The following is a 15,686-nucleotide window of genomic DNA, read 5'->3' as shown; positions in this document are numbered from 1 at the left end:
GGCGGGGGAGCCTCCCCGGACCACCGGATCAGTTCGGGTTGTCGCCGTGGGTCAGTGTCTCCCAGGCCACGAACAGGTTGTTGCTGCCGGCCGGGCGGTTCTGCTCGGTCAGCCTCTGGGTGTTGGTCATCGCGGTGCCGAGGCGGTTGTGCAGGGCGTTGTAGCCGACCTCGGTGACGGGCCCGAGCCCCAGGTTCAGCGAGCCGCCGCACAGCCAGCTCGGGGCGGGCTCGCCCAGCTGGTACCTGGAGTGGAAGCCGAGCGCCTGCCGCAGGCGTTCGCCGACGTCCGTGCCGTAGAGATCCTGGCCCTGGATGCGGCTGGTCTCGGCGATGTGGGCGATGGCCGAGATCCCGTAACCGGTGTGTGTGAAGTCGCGGCAGGTCTCCTGGGTCAGCCCGGTGACGAAGGTGGACTGCCCCTGCCAGTAGTTGACGACCTTCGCGGTGGTGTCGAGGTTCTGGCTCGGTACGGTCCGGGGCAGGGCCCCGTCCGAGGCGAGGTAGACGTATGCGGCCGTGCGTGTCCGGAACGTCGCCATCGCCTTGTCGTACGAGGCCTTGTCCTCGAGGAAGACGGAGATGCCGACGGCGGCCTCCATCATCGACAGCTCCCAGTTCCCGTTGGAGTTGGAGCCGTTGACGACCTTCGGCAGGTAGACGTCACGCAGCATGGTGGCGAAACGACCGGATCCGGCCCAGGTACCGGTGTACGTGTACTTGATGATCTCGGCCGCCTTCGGCCAGGAGGAGCCGGCCCAGCCGGTCTGCAGCGGCGCGTTGCTGTTGGTGTGGCTCTTGATCACCGCCGACCAGGCGTCCATCAGCTCGATCGACTTCTTCGCGTACCGGTCGTCGCGTGTGATGTACCAGGCGAGTGCGTTGGTGTACGCGGCTATCGCGTCCTCACGCTCGTCCGTACAGCCGTAGTTCGGGTTGGAGTAGGAGCCGCACTCGACGGTCGCGCGGGGCTTGGCGGTGCGGTTCAGGTCGGCGTACCTGCTCGCCATCATCTGGTCGTACGCGCCCTTCCAGGGCTGCGCTCCCGCGTTGACCTTTCCGCGGGTGAAGTCGAGTTGTCCCTTGGAGACGGTGACGCCGGGGTGGGCGAAGACGGCCGGCGCCGCCTCGGCGCGGGGCGCGCCGGGCAGGGAGAGGAAGCCTGCCACCAGGGCGGCGGTCGCGGCGGCCGCGGTGACCAGCAGCGCCGGACGCCGTCGCTTGCGGTGGATTGCGGGAGTGTCGGGCATGTGGGGGGCCATTCGTTCGTCTATGTGAACGATGCACTGGATGTTGAACACGCGCGCTGATCGGTGACCATAGGTACAGACCAGGGGGCAGTCAAGAGCTCGCGACGGATTAGCAGCTCAACTCGCGTTCATGGATGAGAACTTGGCGCGCGGGCACGGATGGCCTGCTCGCGGCAGCCGGACCCCGGGCGCGACGTCCTTCGTCGTGCCGTGCTCGGCCGAGGGTGACCTGCGTGGGGCGGACGTCGTTGGGGTGGTGATCGATATCGGACGGAGAGTTTGGGGTTCTGATGGTGACGGCTCGGCAGAGACACTCCCGGACGCCTATGACGGTCCGGTGCGGTGCCGCGATGCTGGTTCTCCTCCTGGCCGGCTGCGGTGGCAGCGGCGCCGAAGGGGCGGGCGACGCGAAACCCTCCGGCGGCGTACCTTCCGCGACCACGGCCGCCGCCCCGGACACGCCTCTGTCCTCGGCCCTGCTCATCACCCCCGCCCCGGTGGAGGCCGGCCCCGCCGAGGTGCTGGAGGCGTACCGCCTGATGTCCGCCGAGTACGAGAAGGCACACAGGGCGGCCTCGGCGGAGGGGACGGAGCTGGAGCGGTACATGACGCCCGCCGTCTCGCGCGCGGTCGAGAAGGAACTGGCCCGTATGGCCGAGCAGGGCGTGGCCATGCGCGGTGAACTCGGACACGACCCGGAGGTCACCGCCCTCGCCGGCGGCGCACAGCCGCCCACGGCGACCGTGCGGGACTGCGTAGACGCGTCGAGATGGCAGACGCTCGACACGACGACGGGCTGGCGCATCCCCCGGCCCGCCGGCCGGCCGTCACGTCACGTTGCCACGGCGAGGATGGAGCAGCGGGCCGGCGAGCGATGGAAGGTCACCGCGTACACGGCGCACAGAACCCGGTCGTGCTGAGACCGTTCTCCGGGGCATGGCCGCGTCGGGGTGGCGAGGGCCGCGTGACTCCAGGGTAAAGGGGCCCGGGGCGGCGCGGCGGCGGGCAGCGGATCGGCATTCGAGTGGCGCGGGGGCGGCCCCTCGCGTGCGAGCCGTACGAAGTGCCCCCGGGGGAGTGGTGTCGACGGCGACGCTGTGAACGGACGGGCACGGTCGGGCAGAGACATGGGGTCCCGCGCACTCCCACCCATGGAGCCCATGATGAAACGCATCGCCACAGCGGCCACCTGTGCCGCCACACTGCTGCTCGCCGGCGCCCTGACCAGCTGTTCCGAGAGTGCCTCGGGGGAGGGGAACGGGCCCACCTCCTCGAGCGCCTCGCCCTCGACGCCGGCCACCGTGGACACGAAGTCGGCGGGCGGGCTCGGAGACATCCTCGTCGACGACAAGGGCAACACCCTCTACCTCTTCCTCGCCGACAAGAAGAACAAGTCGAACTGCACAGGTGCCTGCGCCAAGGCCTGGCCCCCTCTCCTCACCAAGGGCGCAGCCGAGGTCGGCAAGGGCGTGGACAAGAAGCTGCTCGACAAGACCAAGCGCTCCGACGGTGACGAACAGGTCACCTACAACGGCCACCCCCTGTACTACTACGCAGGCGACACCGAGCCCGGCCAGACGAACGGTCAGAACCTCGACCAGTTCGGTGCCGAGTGGTACGTCCTCGACGCCAAGGGCAAGCAGGTGGAGAGCTGATCCGGGCGAACGGCGCGAGCTCGCGGCGCGGCGAACGCGGCGACAGGAAACGCGCACCCGTCGCCGTGCTCGCCGTACTGGTACCCGTCGCGGTCGCCGCCGGGATCTACCTCTTCGGCACACACCACACCCCGAACTACCTCAACGGGCTCTTCGGCGAGTACGGCACCGGCACGGTCGACCTCAAAGCCCGGCTCGGGACCGCGCTGCTCGGTCTCGCCTTCGTCCAACTAGGCCTCGCCCTGTGGATGTACGGCCGCGTGCCGGGCGTCGGCCCCGCATCCCGCCCGGTGCGCCTGGGGCACCGAACGCTCGGGTTCCTCACCTTCCTCTTCTCGCTGCCGATCGCGTACCACTGCCTCACGACCTACGGGATCGAGACGACATCCCCGCGCGTCGCGATCCACTCCTTCGCCGGGTGCGCCCTCTACGGCGCTTTCGCGGCCAAGGTCATCGTGGTGCACAGCAGACGCCTGCCCGGCCTGCTGCTTCCGGTGGTGGGCGGCCTGCTCGTGCTTGGTGTCGCCCTCCTCTGGTACACCGCCGCTCTGTGGGCGCTGAACGGGGACTCGGTACCGGGATTTCCGTCCGGCTGAGGACGTGGGCTCGGCGCAGCCCTTAGCTTGACTCTGTCGGGGATCTTGAAGGTGCCAGTCAGGTTCCCAGGGTTCGCCAGGACTTCGGTCGGGGTATCTCGCGCTGGTCGAGGTAGTGCTGGAAGGCAGTCGGTCGGCGGGACGTCGGTGCTTCTTCGGCCGGTGGCAGTCCGCTGAGGCGCTCGATGTTGACGGCGATGGCCGTCAGAACGTGCTGGATGTGGGCCTTTTCCTGTCCTCGGTAGCGGCAGCGCCGTATTCCGTGTCCGTGGGCGAACTCGTTGACCGTGCCCTCCACTCCCGAGCGGACCGCATAGCGGGTCTTCCACTCGGGCGTCTGTTGCTCCGCGCGGACGCGAAGTTGCAGGTCATGGAGTTCTTTCGGGGGAAAGCCCACAGTTCGGGCACTGTCCGCGGTGGAGGTGCACTGAGTGCGGGCTGGGCAGGGCCAGGCACTGACTCTTGGTGAACCGGGCCACGATCAGCGGAGCCGCGGTGGGTGACGAGGTCGTGTAAGGGCCGTGCCAGCCCGCACTGACCTGGCCCTGGGGACACATGACCTGTTGACGGTCGTAGTCGATGTGGAAGTCGTCCCGGGCGAAGCCCTCGTTCTGCCGGTGTTGGCGGGTGGGGTTGCTCCGCAGCGGTCCGGAGACGGTGACCTGGTGTTCACGGGTGGCTTGTGCCAGGTGGGGCAGGGACGTGTAGCCGGCGTCGACCAGGTGCTCGGCGGGCAGCAGCCCACGACGGGCCAGACGAGTGTGGATGCCGGGCAGGACCTGACTGTCGTGGGTGGTGGCCGCGGTGGTGGCCACATCCGTGATCACATTCGGGCCGCCGGGAGCGCACGTCTCCGTCAGATGAGCGGCAAACCCCTTCCAGCTGATGATGTGCCCGTGCCTCGCATAGCGGGCCGAGGTGTCGTACGGCGAGACGACTGCCCGGGACGAGGGCGGCAGCCCGGGTCCGCCTTCCTTCTCGGCGGTGCGCCAGCGCAGTCGGCCTGCCTGGTCACGGTGGTAGTTCTGCACCATGATCTGGCGCAGGGCCTGGACGCGAGGGCCGGACGTGCGGCCTGTTTCGCGCCGGTAGAGGTGTTCCAGGAGCCGGACAGCATCGTTCCCGGCGGTCAGGATCCTGGTCGTGGGCTTGGTGGGGTTCCTGGCCAGACGGACCGGCCGACCGTAGCGGAGGCCCCACTCCTCATCGACCAGCTCATCCAGCAAGTGAGGGGACACACCGGCGACTTCTTCGAGCGCGGCGCGGACCGCCTCGGTGACCAGCTCCAAACGGGTCAGGTCACGCACCGCTGCCAGGACATGGGTGGAGTCGGTGCGCTGCGTGGTGCGCTCGCGCACCAGGCCGGCCTCCTTGAGACGGGCCAGCACGAGGTCGAGGAGGCGGTCAGCGCGGTCACCTTCGGCGAGACGGTCGCGGAAGTCGGCCAGCACGCTGTGATGGAACCCGGGATCCTCCAGTTCCATCGCCATGGCGTACTTGAAGTCGATGCGACAGCGGACTGCCTCGGCGGCCTGCCGGTCCGACAGGCCGAGCAGGACTGCAGCACACAAACGGTGGCCAGTTGAGCGGGCGAGAGCCCCGGCCGCCCATCCCGTGGGTACCAGTCGGCGAAGTCCTCGTCGCTCCACAGCCCATCGAGGCGGTCACGTACCCATATCGCCGTCGTACCGCCCGGATTGCTCGCCCGCGCGATCCGCGCGGTCAGAGAAGGGACTTGCTCACCGGAACGGGGGCGAAGGGACAACGGGCACCTCGACAGCTGCATCGGTCGGCGGAACTACGCGAGCATGCCCGTTGATCATGCTGTTGCACCGAGGAATTCCAAGATCCCCGACAGAGTCAAGTTAGGGCGGATCCAGGCGAGATATCCGGCGTCGCCGTGCGCCCGCACAGCGGGTGGAGGTTCTGCCTCGACCGGATCCGCGGCGGGCCTCATACCACCCACCGCATTACAGGCGAACCGCCCGTTGTCGACAGCGAAGTCCCGGACGGCATCCTCACCCCGGGCCCCTCGTCCACCTGTGGCACATGAGTGAACCTTGACTGAAACACGTCACTTCCGACTCAGAAGCGCCTTGTACCGCTGCCACACCGACCGCCAGGATTGCGCCGACTCGCACAAGGTCAACACAACTTCCTTCGAAAGGAACGATCTGTGAAGCACTATGGGCGAATAGTGGGCATCGTCGCGGCTGCGGCCGTGACCGGAGCCGCGGCGTTCACGACCGTCGGCAGCGCGAACGCGGCACCCGCAGACGTGAACACCAAGGCCGTGAGCACCAGTTCGACAGCGTTGGAGAGAACGAAGCCCTCGGCCGCCGAGGACGGCCATCAGCTCTTCGCCGGACTCTTCTTCGGGCAGGGGCCCTTCGCCGCGAAGCTCGCGGCGAACGGAAAGCTCAACGGCATCGAGCCAGGCGTGAACGACACCCCCGAGGCCGTCCGTGCCGTGGCGGAGGTGATCAAGAAGATCGAGCTCAAGTCCCCGGGCATCTTCGCCGACTTCTCGGCAAAGTCGCGCAGCGGCGACCCCAGACTCGTGGACGAGGCCATGACGACCGTCTCCCGGATGCTGGTCGACATCTCCGACTCGAGCGGACCGGTGCCCGGCGACACGGGAGCCTGTGCCGTCCTGGTCGTGTCCGTGGCGGTGGCGGCGGTGGTCGTCGCCGTGGCGACCGGAGGCTTCTTCATCAACGCCGCCGCAGTCATCAACGTGGTGGTCGACACCGAGGAGCCGGCCGAGAACCTGTCGAGGGACGAAATGGTGGCAGAGCTGACCAGGGTCCTGAGCACCATCTGACCGAGACACCCACGACCACCAGCATGTGCTGGCTTCGGGTTCCGCCGGCACCGGTCGCCGGGCCCGGAGCCGGCGCGTGCATCGCGAACCCATGGAGAGACGAACAGCATGTGGTGGAAGGATTCCCCGCACAGGGCGGGCGGCCGGGTCACCGTGGCCGCCCGGCACACGGTGGAGGTGCCCCGGGCGTGGATCACCGGCACCGCCGTACTGTGCGTCGTCGTCGCCCTGTACGTGGCTCAGACGCAGCTGCCGAAGAACGTCCTGTCGCTGCCCGGCCAGCAGTCCGTCAAACCCGTCGCCGTCACTGTCGCACCGCAGGGCTGGGCCTTCTTCACGAAGTCGGCGCGCAGCCCGGAGTTCGAGCCTTTCCATCTGGACGGCTCCACCTGGACGAGTGCCTCGCTCGGCCGTCACTCCGAGCACGGATTCGACAGGGCCTCGCGCTCCCAGGGCATCGAGACCGCGCTGCTCCTCCATGAGGCGGGCAAGACCACCCGTACCGACTGCGGACCGAGCTCGGTCCAGGAGTGCCTGAAGAAGGCCAGGACGGTCACAGCGGTCACCAACAGGACACCGGACCCGACCCTGTGCGGACGGACGGCGGTGATCGAGCAGAAGCCGACGCCGTGGGCCTGGCGCGACCTTCTGCCCGACACGCGCACCCCGGAGACCGTCATCCTGCTGGACGTCTCATGCTGAGGCCGATACCCGTGCCCTGGACCAACGTGTACGGGCTGGCCCGCACACTCCTCGCCCTGGGCACGCTGGGCACCATGGTCTTCAGCAGTACGGGAACCCTCTTCCGTCCCGTGGCGACACTGGGCGACTACCCCATCTGTACGGGGCCGATGCGGGCAGGTGTCTTCTGCCTGGCGCCCGAGAACGGCCTGACCGCGACCCGATGGCTGTGCGTCCTGGTCCTCGTCGTCGTGGCATCCGGATGGCGCCCCAGGTGGACCGCGCTTCCGCATGCCTGGGTTTCCTTCAGTTTCTTCTCCGGAACCGCCATCGCCGACGGCGGCGACCAGGTCACCGTGGTCCTGTCGTCGCTGCTCGCCCTCACCGCGCTCGGCGACCCCCGGCGCTGGCACTGGCAAGCGCTTCGCGAAGGGGCCGCGTCGCACCGTCGTCGGACCGTGCTCCTGGGGGCGACGGGCCTGGTGCTCGTACGAATCCAGATGTCGTTCCTCTACTTCCAGTCCTGCGTCGCCAAACTGCCCCACGCGGAGTGGGCCGACGGCACCGCGATGTGGTACTGGGGACACAGCCTTGCGTTCGGCGCACCCGGACCGCTCCGTCCCCTGGTCGATCCGGTGCTCGCGTCCCCCATGGGCGTCGCGCTGCTCACCTGGGTCCCCCTCGCTATCGAATTCGGCCTCGCCGCGAGTCTGTTGCTCGCGCAGCGCCTGCGCCTGCGCCTGTTCGCGGCAGGAGTCCTCCTCCATCTCTCCATCGCCGTGATGATGGGTCTGTGGAGTTTCGCCCTGGCCATGATCGGCGGACTGGTGGTGCTCTGCTTCCCTCTCGGCTCGCATCTGGAAGTCACCCTGCCCGAGACCGTCCGCCGAACACTCCGGCGGGGCACCACCGACCCGAATCTCCCGGCCGGGGAGGGCGACGGCGCGAAGCGGGACGTGGAGGACGGGCAGGAGCCCCTGGAAAAAGCCTCCTCCTCAGGGACTTCGGGCCCGTCGGTACCTGCCGGCTCCGGCCGATAGCCCCGGCACGGCCCCTCGTTCATGTGTCGCGGCCGCCCTGTGGCACCCCGGCCGTGCAGGAGCGGGCGTGCCGGGTTGCGCGCGACTCCGCCGACGCGCGTCAGGACCACATGCCGCTTCGACGATCGAGGTGGTCGATCAGTTTCGCTTCGCTGCGAAGCAGCCGCTCACGTTCGTCCGCCGGAAGAGATGCCAAGGCGTCGACGAGGGAACGTGTGCGGGGAACGTGGACCATAGCGCCCGAGTAGATCCGGCAGCTGGAGCACCAGGCCAATCCGATGCACCGCTCGAACGCGGAGGACTCAGGGGGACAGTGACGGAACTGGTAGGAGCGGACCGCTGTCCCGCAGGCAGCGCAGACTCGGCTGTCACCGTCCCTGAGCGTGTCCCAGCTCGTGACCTTGACCCAACGCTGCCGCCCGGCGGGTGCTCTTCAAGTCGTCATGCGCGCCATTCTTCCCCATGGCCGGCCCGTGACGTCAGCTCGTATCCGAACCCCACGATCACGGTCGCCCCGGTGCGGAGGCCGTGACAACCGCAGTGGGGGCCGGCCCGGACCAGGAGACGCGCGTGTTGCGCCTGGCACCAGGGCACCAGGGCACCAGGGCACCAGGGCACCAGGGCACCAGGCATCAGGGCACCAGGGCACCAGGGCACCAGGGCATCAAGGCATCAGGGGCAGCTTGCCGACGATCTTGTCGACCGGGTTGCGGGGGCCGACGATGCTGACCGCGCAGTAGTCGATGTCCTCGGTCCGGGTCTCGCCCACGGCCGAGACGAAGTCGCTGTACACGCGGGTGCTCTGGGCTGCTGCGGGCACGTCGGCCACGTGGACGTCAGGGCGGGCCGTCGCCTTGGCGCGGATGGTGCGCAGCGTGGCGGAGTCGGCGACGAGCACCGAGCAGCCCGCCCACGGCAGCCCCGGGTGCATGGTGCCTTCCGCGTCGGGGGCGTCGGTGCCCAGCGGGCCGGGGACCGAGGTCACCGTGGGGGCGGCGGCACAGATCGCTGCGTTTGCGGCACGGCCGGGAGGCAGGCCGGCATCGACGACCACGACCCACTTCAGCCGGGCCTGCCGGGTGGACATCGCGAAGTCCACCTCCTCCGGCGCGAAGCCCACCGTTGCCGTGCTCGGCACGTTCACCACAGACATGGAACACCTCTTGACTCGTGCGGACAGACCGGAAAACGTTAGGCAGATGTGCTGGAGGCGGTCGATGTCACTGCATCTTGTTCGAGAGGTGGCGCATCCCTGGCCCCCTTGGTGAATGTGATGCGGCGATCGGACGGAAACTCCGTCGCTCGTGCGGAGACCCGACCACGAGGCATCGCGGGCAGACACGTGGTGATCATCCCGGCGAGTACCAGTGCGCAGCCGGCCCACGCGAGGAGCGAGAGGTGCTCGTGGAGGAGCAGAACGCCGATCAGTGCCGCGGCCAGCGGCTCGGCGAGGCTGAGGGTCCCGGCGGTGGTCGCCTTCACCCGGACGAGCCCTGCGGTGAACAGCCAGTACGCGGCGGCGGTGGTGGCCAGGCCGAGCCAGGCGATCAGGGCGAGGGTGGCGCCGTCGTGCAGGGGGGTGCTGTCGGTGATCATCCAGGGGAGCAGGGGGAGTGAGCCCAGCAGCAGCGAGAGCGCGGAGAGCGTGGGCAGGTCGGCGGTGTGGTCGGTGGAGGCCAGCTTCTTGGCGAAGACGGTGTAAAGGCCGTAGCAGGCGCCTGCGGCCACCGCCAGGAGCAGGCCGAGCGAGTCCACGCGGGCGCCGCTGCCCGGCGCCAGCAGCAGGGCGCAGCCGGCGACGGCAGCGACGGTGCCGGCTGCCCAGGCGGCGCTCATCCGCTCACCGGCGACCCATCGGGCGCACACGCCGATCGCTGCGGGCGCGGTGCCCAGAGCGATCACCGTGGCCAGTGCCGCCCCGGTCCGCGACACCGAGGAGAGGAAGGCCGCCTGGTAGACGCCCGTCGAAACCGCGCAGACCAGAAGGGGGCGCAGGACTCTTCCCTCGGTGAGAACCCGGAGCGTGCTCAGGCGTCGCGCGGTGAGCAGGCCGAGGACCAGCCCGCCCACGACCAGCCGCCAGCCGCCGAGGGCCGCCGGCGTCATGGGGCCGGCCGCCAGGACCTGAGCAGGGCCGACCGTGCCCCACAGCACCGCCGCCATCAGCACCAGCCCCGCACCGAAGGCCGTGCTGCTTGTACGTGTATCCATGGCCGCGAGACTAAGCAGGAATCCGGCAAGGTCGCCTGCTTGCCGAACTTCGTATGGCATACGGTGGGACTCATGGAATTGGATGCACTGGACCGGGCCCTGCTGCGGGAACTGCAGAACGATGCACGGCAGACCAACCGCGACCTGGCGGCCAAGACCGGGGTCTCACCCTCGACCTCACTGGAACGCGTCAGGCTGCTCCGTGAGCGCGGCGTCATCACCGGCTACCACGCGGTCCTGGACCTCGACGCTGCCGGCCGGCCCGTCCAGGCACTCATCTCGGTACGCATCCGGCCTCCGGCCCGCCCGGTCATCGAAGGGTTCCGGGAGTGGGCCGCCCGACTGCCCGAGGTGATCGGCCTGTTCGTCACCTCGGGCGCGCACGACTTCCTCATCCACATCGCAGTCCCGGACGTCGACAGCGTGTACGCCTTCGTCATCGACCGGCTCACCGAACGCCGCGAAGTCGCCGACGTGCAGACCACGATGATCTACGAGCACGTCCAGTCCCGCTGTATCGAGCCGACCGGCCCCGACCGGCCCCGCTCCCCACGCAGAGCCCGCTGACCAGGCTAGGCGTGCCCAGCACGCCTACTGCCGGGCGCTCTTAATCGAGTGCGGGAGTCCCGGTCCGGGTGATACAAGGTCTGCGTGACTGAGCATCTCTACTTCCCCACCCTGCTGCGGATGATCGACGAGCGGTCCGCCGCGTTCCGCGCCGCCGTCGCCGCGGCCCCCAGCCTCGACGCCGACGTCCCGTCCTGCCCGGGCTGGACGATGTACGACCTGGCGAACCATCTCAGCGAGGGGGACCGCTTCTGGGCCTACATCGTGCTGAACACCGAGCCGGGCGCCGAGCGGCCGAGCAAGGACGGGCTGGCGGCGCCCAGGGAGCGCGAGGCCCTCATAACCTGGCTGGCCGACTCGACGGAGCAGTTGCTTACCGCTCTGCGCGAGGCCGGCCCGGACCGGGGCTGCTGGGCCTGGTGGGAGCCGCTGGCCTCGCCTCACACGGTGGCCGCCGTGGCCCGCCGCCGCGTCCCGGAGTCGCTGATCCACACCTACGACGCCCAGCTGGCCTCCGGTACCCCGCAGGAGCTGCTGCCGAGGACCGAGGCGGTCGACGCCATCGAGGAGTTCCTCGCCACCGTCTGCACCGTCACGGTCCCGTGGCCGGGCGAGCCCGCCACCATGGACTACCACGCAGCCGATGCTGGTTCCTGGCGCCAGACGCTGGACGCCGCGGGTTCCCGCTTCACCCGCCTCACCGCGGCGGAGGCCGCCGAGAGCAAGCCCACCGCCGCCGTCTACGGCACGGCGAGCGAAATAGCCCTGATCATGTACATGCGTATCCCGGCCGGCTCGCTGCGGATGGAGGGCGATGCCGACCTGCTCCATCAGCTGCAGGAATGGGACTGAGACCGACCGGCAGATGGATCACTTGAGGCGTCGGGTGGTGGGGCAGCCGGTCCCAGACGTGGCGCGGGTGCCCGGTAGCGGCGGCCCGTGAAGAGCGACCGCGCCCGGGAGCGGCATCCCGTGAAGGGGGCCGCGCCCGGACGCGTGCGACACCTGGGCTGTGATCAGCCGGACGTGCAGGCCCGGCCGTTCAGCTTGAAGGACGCCGGGTCCGGCGCCGGGCTCGCAGCCGAGGTGTTGAAGCCGAAGTCGACCGCGCTTCCTGGGGCCAGGGTCCGGTTCCACGGCAGCGGCCTCGCGCTGACCGTGCGTCCGGACTGGTCGAACTCCGCGCTCCAGGTGTGACTGAGCCGCTGGTCACCGGAGAGCAGCCAGGTCAGCGACCACGGCGACACCGGCTCCGAACCGGTGTTCTCGACGCGGACCGTCACCGTCGAGCCGCTGTTCCACGGGTGCGAGGAGTACGTGACCTTGCACGTCCGGGCCTGAACGGCCCGGCCGCCTTCGCCCGCGTCGTCCAGGTAGGAGGCCATGAAGGCCAGTGGCGCGTTCCAGTTGACGGTGATCTCGTTGGTCGCCCAGGACCCGATGTCGTCGATGTAGCACATGGCCGGGGCGCAGCCGCTCAGCTTCTCCGCCGCCACAGGGTCGCCGGAAGCGACCGCGGTGAGGTTGGGCCCGCCCGCGACGGAGCCGGGCGCCGGGTTCGGGAGGGAGGGATCGTTCTGATGCGCCCAGAAGCGGTGGTGCTGGTTGCGTGAGTCCCGCTCGCCGTAACCGGTGACGTACGACTGGTTGAGGGGGTTGCGGCCGAGGAGGTAGTCGGCGCCGCTCAGCACCGCGTCCTGGTAGGCGGTTTCGCCGGTCAGGTCGTGGGCCGTGGCCAGCACGATCATGTTGTTAAGGACCTGGCTGTTCGATCCCCAGACGTAATCCTCGTCCTTGGGGGCGTACGGGAGTCCGTACGCCTGCGCGCGGGACTGCGCGGCGTAGCGGTCGGCGCCTGTGGTGACGACGGTGCGGACCTCACCCAACTGTGCCGAGGTCAGACCGTTCGGCACGGTGGCCAGTGTGAGGACTCCCAGCCCTGCTGTGTAGCCCCACGAGATGCCGCCGCCCGCCGGGAAGGCCGCGTCCGTGTCGCCGTGCAGAGGGGAGGAGAGAACTGCCTGGCGGTAGGTGTCCTCGCCGGTCGTGGTGAACAGCTCGGCGGCCGCCCAGTAGAACTCGTCGGAGACGTCGTTGTCGCTGTACGCGCCGCCACCGGTACCGTCGTTCGGGTCGGCGAGCACGTCCGGGTGCTCCTTCGCCGCGGTCCACGCGGTCTCGGCGGCCCGCCGGCAGCGGTCCGCGAAGGCCGCGTCGAACGGTGCGTAGAGCCGGGCGCACTGGGCGGCCGAAGCGGCGAGGTTCAGCGTGGCGGCCGTCGACGGAGGATGCAACTCGCGTTGCTGGGGGTCGAGGTGCGGCTTCATCGGCAGCCCCGTCCACTGGGCGTCGTGCATCTTGTGGTGCGCCATCCCCGCCAGCGGTTCGCCGGCCGGGACCTGCATCTTGATCAGGAAGTCCATCTCCCAGCGCGCCTCGTCCAGGATGTCCGGCACCCCGTTGTCGCGTTCGGGCACGCGCAGCTCGCCGTCGCCGAGCTCCGCCGACTCGGCGTCCGGGGCGGTCAGGGTGCGCTCGTACGTGGACATCAGCTGGGCCACCGAGATGCCGCCGTTGACGACGTACTTGCCGTGGTCGCCCGCGTCGTACCAGCCGCCGGACACGTCCAGCCGGTAGTCGCAGTCGCCTGGCCGGCAGGGGACGTCGGTGTCGCCCTTGTTGGGCGCGACACCCACGTGGCCGGCCGGGCGGGCGTACTCCTCGCCGACGAGGTCGGCCTCGATGGGGGTGCCGCTGCGGTTGTGGTAGAAGTACGCCAGCGCGTCGGAGCGCAGCCCGTCGTACAGGTCCCCGCGGATCGAGAACGGCTCGCTCGTCTCACCGTCGACCTCGACGGTGTACCCGTCGCCGGCGGTGGTGAGGTCACCGAAGCCGAAGGTGTGGACCCGCTGTCGTGAGCTGGGGTCCTCGCCCTGCGGGACGGTCCTGCCGGTGGCGGCCGTCGTGCCGTCCGCGGTCTTCACCGTCCAGGTCAGCGGGGCCTCGGCATCGGTGACCACGGTGCCGCTCTTGGGGCCGTGGGGCAGGTACCCGACCTGGTTGACCCGGACACGTGACCCGGTGTCCGGTACGTACACGGGTGGTTCGGCCCCGCCCCGCAGCGACACGTCGTCCAGGCAGAAGGCCGTCGCCCGCTCACCGCCCCCGATCTGCAACTGCACCGACGCGGCCGGCAGGTCCACCGAGGCCGTGAACGTACGGGTCACCCGTGTGGCGTCCGTACCCACCGGATCCGCCGTGGCGAGCACCGTCGTGTACGGCTCGGCAGCCTCCTGGACCCGGGTCTGGACGGTCAGGGGCACGGCCGAACTGGCCGAGTAGGAAAGTTCGTAGCTTTCGCCGGCGACGATCGGGACGTCGTTCTGGCCGACGATGACGTCCCAGGCGTTGGCCGTCCCGGCGGGCACCTGGGCGCACAGCCGGCCGTCCGACACGGCCGCCGGTGCGTTCGCAGTCCACCACCAGGGGGCGGTACCGGCGGCGAAGTCGCCGTTGGAGATCTGCTCGGGGCCGGGCTCGGCCTCCTGCGCACCGGCTGTACCGGGCGCCGCCAGCGCGGCGGCGAACAGTAAGGCGGCAGCTGACATCCCGAAAACGCGTCGCCCGTGCAGGGGGCGCTTGCGCACGGGCCGTGCGGGGGGTGGTGAGGCAGTCACCGGGAAGGCCTTTCGTCGGCAGATGCGATGGGCGCGGGAGAGCGGGCCCGGATCAGTGGGAGCGCTCCCATCTGCATTGTGAGGGTGGTTCCCGTGTTTCGCCAGGGTCATGACATCCCTGAAGAGTCCCGGTGATGCGGCCGGACATGATGAAGGGGCTGCGGGAGCGGTCCGGCAGTGCTCAGGCGGGAGGCCAGCGGTTGCCGACTGTCACCTCGCGCGCGATGCGATGCCACTGACCTTCCCCGCCCGGCAGGGGCCAGGCCCAGGTCGGCCGTTGCCCGGTGTCCAGGTCGTGGAGGAGGCGGACGAGCTGTGGTCCGGCGGTGGCGGCGCCGTCCGGGACCGTGGGGCCGTGGACGGCGCGGAGTTCGGCGAAGCGTGCCAGTTCACACTCGTAGAAACGGACGGCGTCACCGACGCGTGCGGCCAGGTCGTCGTGCGGCAGCGTGCGGTGCAACTGCATCAGCGGAGGCTCGATGGACTCGGCGACAGCGGCGGCGAGTCGCGCGTGACCGTCCAGGATCAGATGACAGTCCAGGCCACTGACCCACCACAGCAGAACGGGCGGGAGTGTCCCCTCGCGGGCCTGCTTGCGGTACGCCTTGACCCGGCTGTCGTCAGGACCTGGCATCGGCCGCAGAGGCAGAATCTCCCACGACGTGGAGTGGAGACACCAGTCGATGTATCCGTCCGGATGGCCCTCGACGAGCATCGAGCTCCAGTACTCGGCATGCGAGGTGGCGGCGTGGCGCCGGCGCTTGAGCGGGCTTTCGCACGAGAGCAGCCAGCGGCCCTCGTGCAATGGGCTGCCCGGCGAGTCGCCGAGGTGTCGGGCGAAGTGATGGGCCCAGCGTTCCGGGCTGCCCGACAAGGCGCGCCCCATGTCGGCGCGCAGCGGTGGGACGAAAGAGCGGTATGCGTCGGTACGCCAGAAGTCGACGCCCTGGAGGGGCTCTTCGACGATGGCGAGCAGCACGGGCCTCGACAGCTGTGAGACCAGCAGCCGGGCTCCTGCACCGAAGACGCACAACTCCGGCTGTCGGCGGTCCGGTACGTCCAGGGACAGGCCCACCCATGTGCCGTCGTCCCGCGTGACATCGCTGCGCTGCATGCCAGGAGCGTAGGCGTCGGTTCCGGGGGCGGCGATGACGACCCCGGCCGGTGGAGGCGATCCGCACACTCC

15 protein-coding genes are annotated in these 15,686 nt (G+C 69.7%); 8 read left to right on the top strand and 7 right to left on the bottom strand.

Features of this window, described 5'->3' with window-relative positions; genetic code table 11:
* Window positions 1-28 precede the first annotated feature (28 nt).
* Window positions 29-1,249, bottom strand: coding sequence for an alginate lyase family protein (locus P8A20_RS00750; protein ID WP_306102641.1), 1,221 nt, complete (start codon window positions 1,247-1,249; stop codon window positions 29-31).
* 350 nt (window positions 1,250-1,599) lie between these two features.
* On the opposite strand from P8A20_RS00750, the gene P8A20_RS00745 reads away from it, so the two are divergent.
* The 3 genes from P8A20_RS00745 to P8A20_RS00735 all read left to right on the top strand — a co-directional run bounded on the left by P8A20_RS00745 (window position 1,600) and on the right by P8A20_RS00735 (window position 3,500).
* On the top strand, window positions 1,600-2,169 hold the full coding sequence (locus P8A20_RS00745) for a secreted protein/lipoprotein (protein ID WP_261988933.1): 570 nt from the start codon (window positions 1,600-1,602) through the stop codon (window positions 2,167-2,169).
* A 243-nt stretch (window positions 2,170-2,412) separates the two neighbouring features.
* Window positions 2,413-2,904, top strand: coding sequence for a COG4315 family predicted lipoprotein (locus P8A20_RS00740; protein ID WP_306105099.1), 492 nt, complete (start codon window positions 2,413-2,415; stop codon window positions 2,902-2,904).
* Between the two features lie 65 nt (window positions 2,905-2,969).
* The gene (locus P8A20_RS00735; RefSeq protein WP_147962724.1) at window positions 2,970-3,500 is read left to right on the top strand and encodes a DUF6529 family protein; all 531 of its coding nucleotides are present in this window, start codon (window positions 2,970-2,972) and stop codon (window positions 3,498-3,500) included.
* A 58-nt stretch (window positions 3,501-3,558) separates the two neighbouring features.
* Here P8A20_RS00735 and P8A20_RS00730 read toward each other — a convergent pair whose 3' ends face one another.
* Together P8A20_RS00730 and P8A20_RS00725 are read right to left on the bottom strand one after the other, a co-directional pair.
* The gene (locus P8A20_RS00730; RefSeq protein ID WP_306102640.1) at window positions 3,559-3,897 is read right to left on the bottom strand and encodes a transposase; all 339 of its coding nucleotides are present in this window, start codon (window positions 3,895-3,897) and stop codon (window positions 3,559-3,561) included.
* Window positions 3,869-5,071, bottom strand: a complete 1,203-nt coding sequence (locus P8A20_RS00725) for a transposase (protein ID WP_306102639.1) — start codon at window positions 5,069-5,071, stop codon at window positions 3,869-3,871. The genes P8A20_RS00730 and P8A20_RS00725 overlap by 29 nt, the downstream gene beginning before the upstream one ends.
* A 605-nt stretch (window positions 5,072-5,676) precedes the next feature.
* Here P8A20_RS00725 and P8A20_RS00720 point away from each other — a divergent pair.
* From P8A20_RS00720 to P8A20_RS00710, 3 genes are all read left to right on the top strand, one after another.
* Window positions 5,677-6,324, top strand: a complete 648-nt coding sequence (locus tag P8A20_RS00720; protein ID WP_147962723.1) for a sporulation delaying protein family toxin — start codon at window positions 5,677-5,679, stop codon at window positions 6,322-6,324.
* A gap of 108 nt (window positions 6,325-6,432) precedes the next feature.
* Window positions 6,433-7,026, top strand: a complete 594-nt coding sequence (locus P8A20_RS00715) for an SdpA family antimicrobial peptide system protein (RefSeq protein WP_147962722.1) — start codon at window positions 6,433-6,435, stop codon at window positions 7,024-7,026.
* Entirely contained in the window at window positions 7,020-8,045 is a 1,026-nt protein-coding gene (locus tag P8A20_RS00710; RefSeq protein WP_261988931.1) for a sporulation-delaying protein SdpB family protein, read from the top strand. Before P8A20_RS00715 ends, P8A20_RS00710 begins: the two co-directional genes overlap by 7 nt.
* A 664-nt stretch (window positions 8,046-8,709) precedes the next feature.
* Here the strand turns inward: P8A20_RS00710 and P8A20_RS00705 are convergent.
* Both P8A20_RS00705 and P8A20_RS00700 read right to left on the bottom strand, forming a co-directional pair.
* Complete coding sequence (locus P8A20_RS00705; protein WP_147962721.1) at window positions 8,710-9,198, bottom strand: DUF2000 domain-containing protein; 489 nt, start codon at window positions 9,196-9,198, stop codon at window positions 8,710-8,712.
* A 38-nt stretch (window positions 9,199-9,236) separates the two neighbouring features.
* The gene (locus tag P8A20_RS00700; protein WP_147962720.1) at window positions 9,237-10,256 is read right to left on the bottom strand and encodes a DMT family transporter; all 1,020 of its coding nucleotides are present in this window, start codon (window positions 10,254-10,256) and stop codon (window positions 9,237-9,239) included.
* 72 nt (window positions 10,257-10,328) lie between these two features.
* On the opposite strand from P8A20_RS00700, the gene P8A20_RS00695 reads away from it, so the two are divergent.
* Window positions 10,329-10,823: an Lrp/AsnC family transcriptional regulator gene (locus P8A20_RS00695; RefSeq protein WP_147962719.1), complete on the top strand. Its 495-nt coding sequence runs from the start codon at window positions 10,329-10,331 to the stop codon at window positions 10,821-10,823.
* 84 nt (window positions 10,824-10,907) lie between these two features.
* Complete coding sequence (locus P8A20_RS00690; protein WP_306102638.1) at window positions 10,908-11,675, top strand: maleylpyruvate isomerase N-terminal domain-containing protein; 768 nt, start codon at window positions 10,908-10,910, stop codon at window positions 11,673-11,675.
* A 164-nt stretch (window positions 11,676-11,839) separates the two neighbouring features.
* Here P8A20_RS00690 and P8A20_RS00685 read toward each other — a convergent pair whose 3' ends face one another.
* Complete coding sequence (locus P8A20_RS00685; RefSeq protein ID WP_147962717.1) at window positions 11,840-14,431, bottom strand: glycoside hydrolase family 9 protein; 2,592 nt, start codon at window positions 14,429-14,431, stop codon at window positions 11,840-11,842.
* Between the two features lie 250 nt (window positions 14,432-14,681).
* Window positions 14,682-15,614, bottom strand: a complete 933-nt coding sequence (locus P8A20_RS00680; protein WP_306102637.1) for a hypothetical protein — start codon at window positions 15,612-15,614, stop codon at window positions 14,682-14,684.
* Window positions 15,615-15,686 lie beyond the last annotated feature (72 nt).

The organism is Streptomyces sp. Alt3 (assembly GCF_030719215.1).
In the GTDB taxonomy this organism is placed as follows: Bacteria; Actinomycetota; Actinomycetes; order Streptomycetales; family Streptomycetaceae; genus Streptomyces; species Streptomyces glycanivorans.
This window is presented reverse-complemented; position numbering and strand designations above follow the sequence as displayed.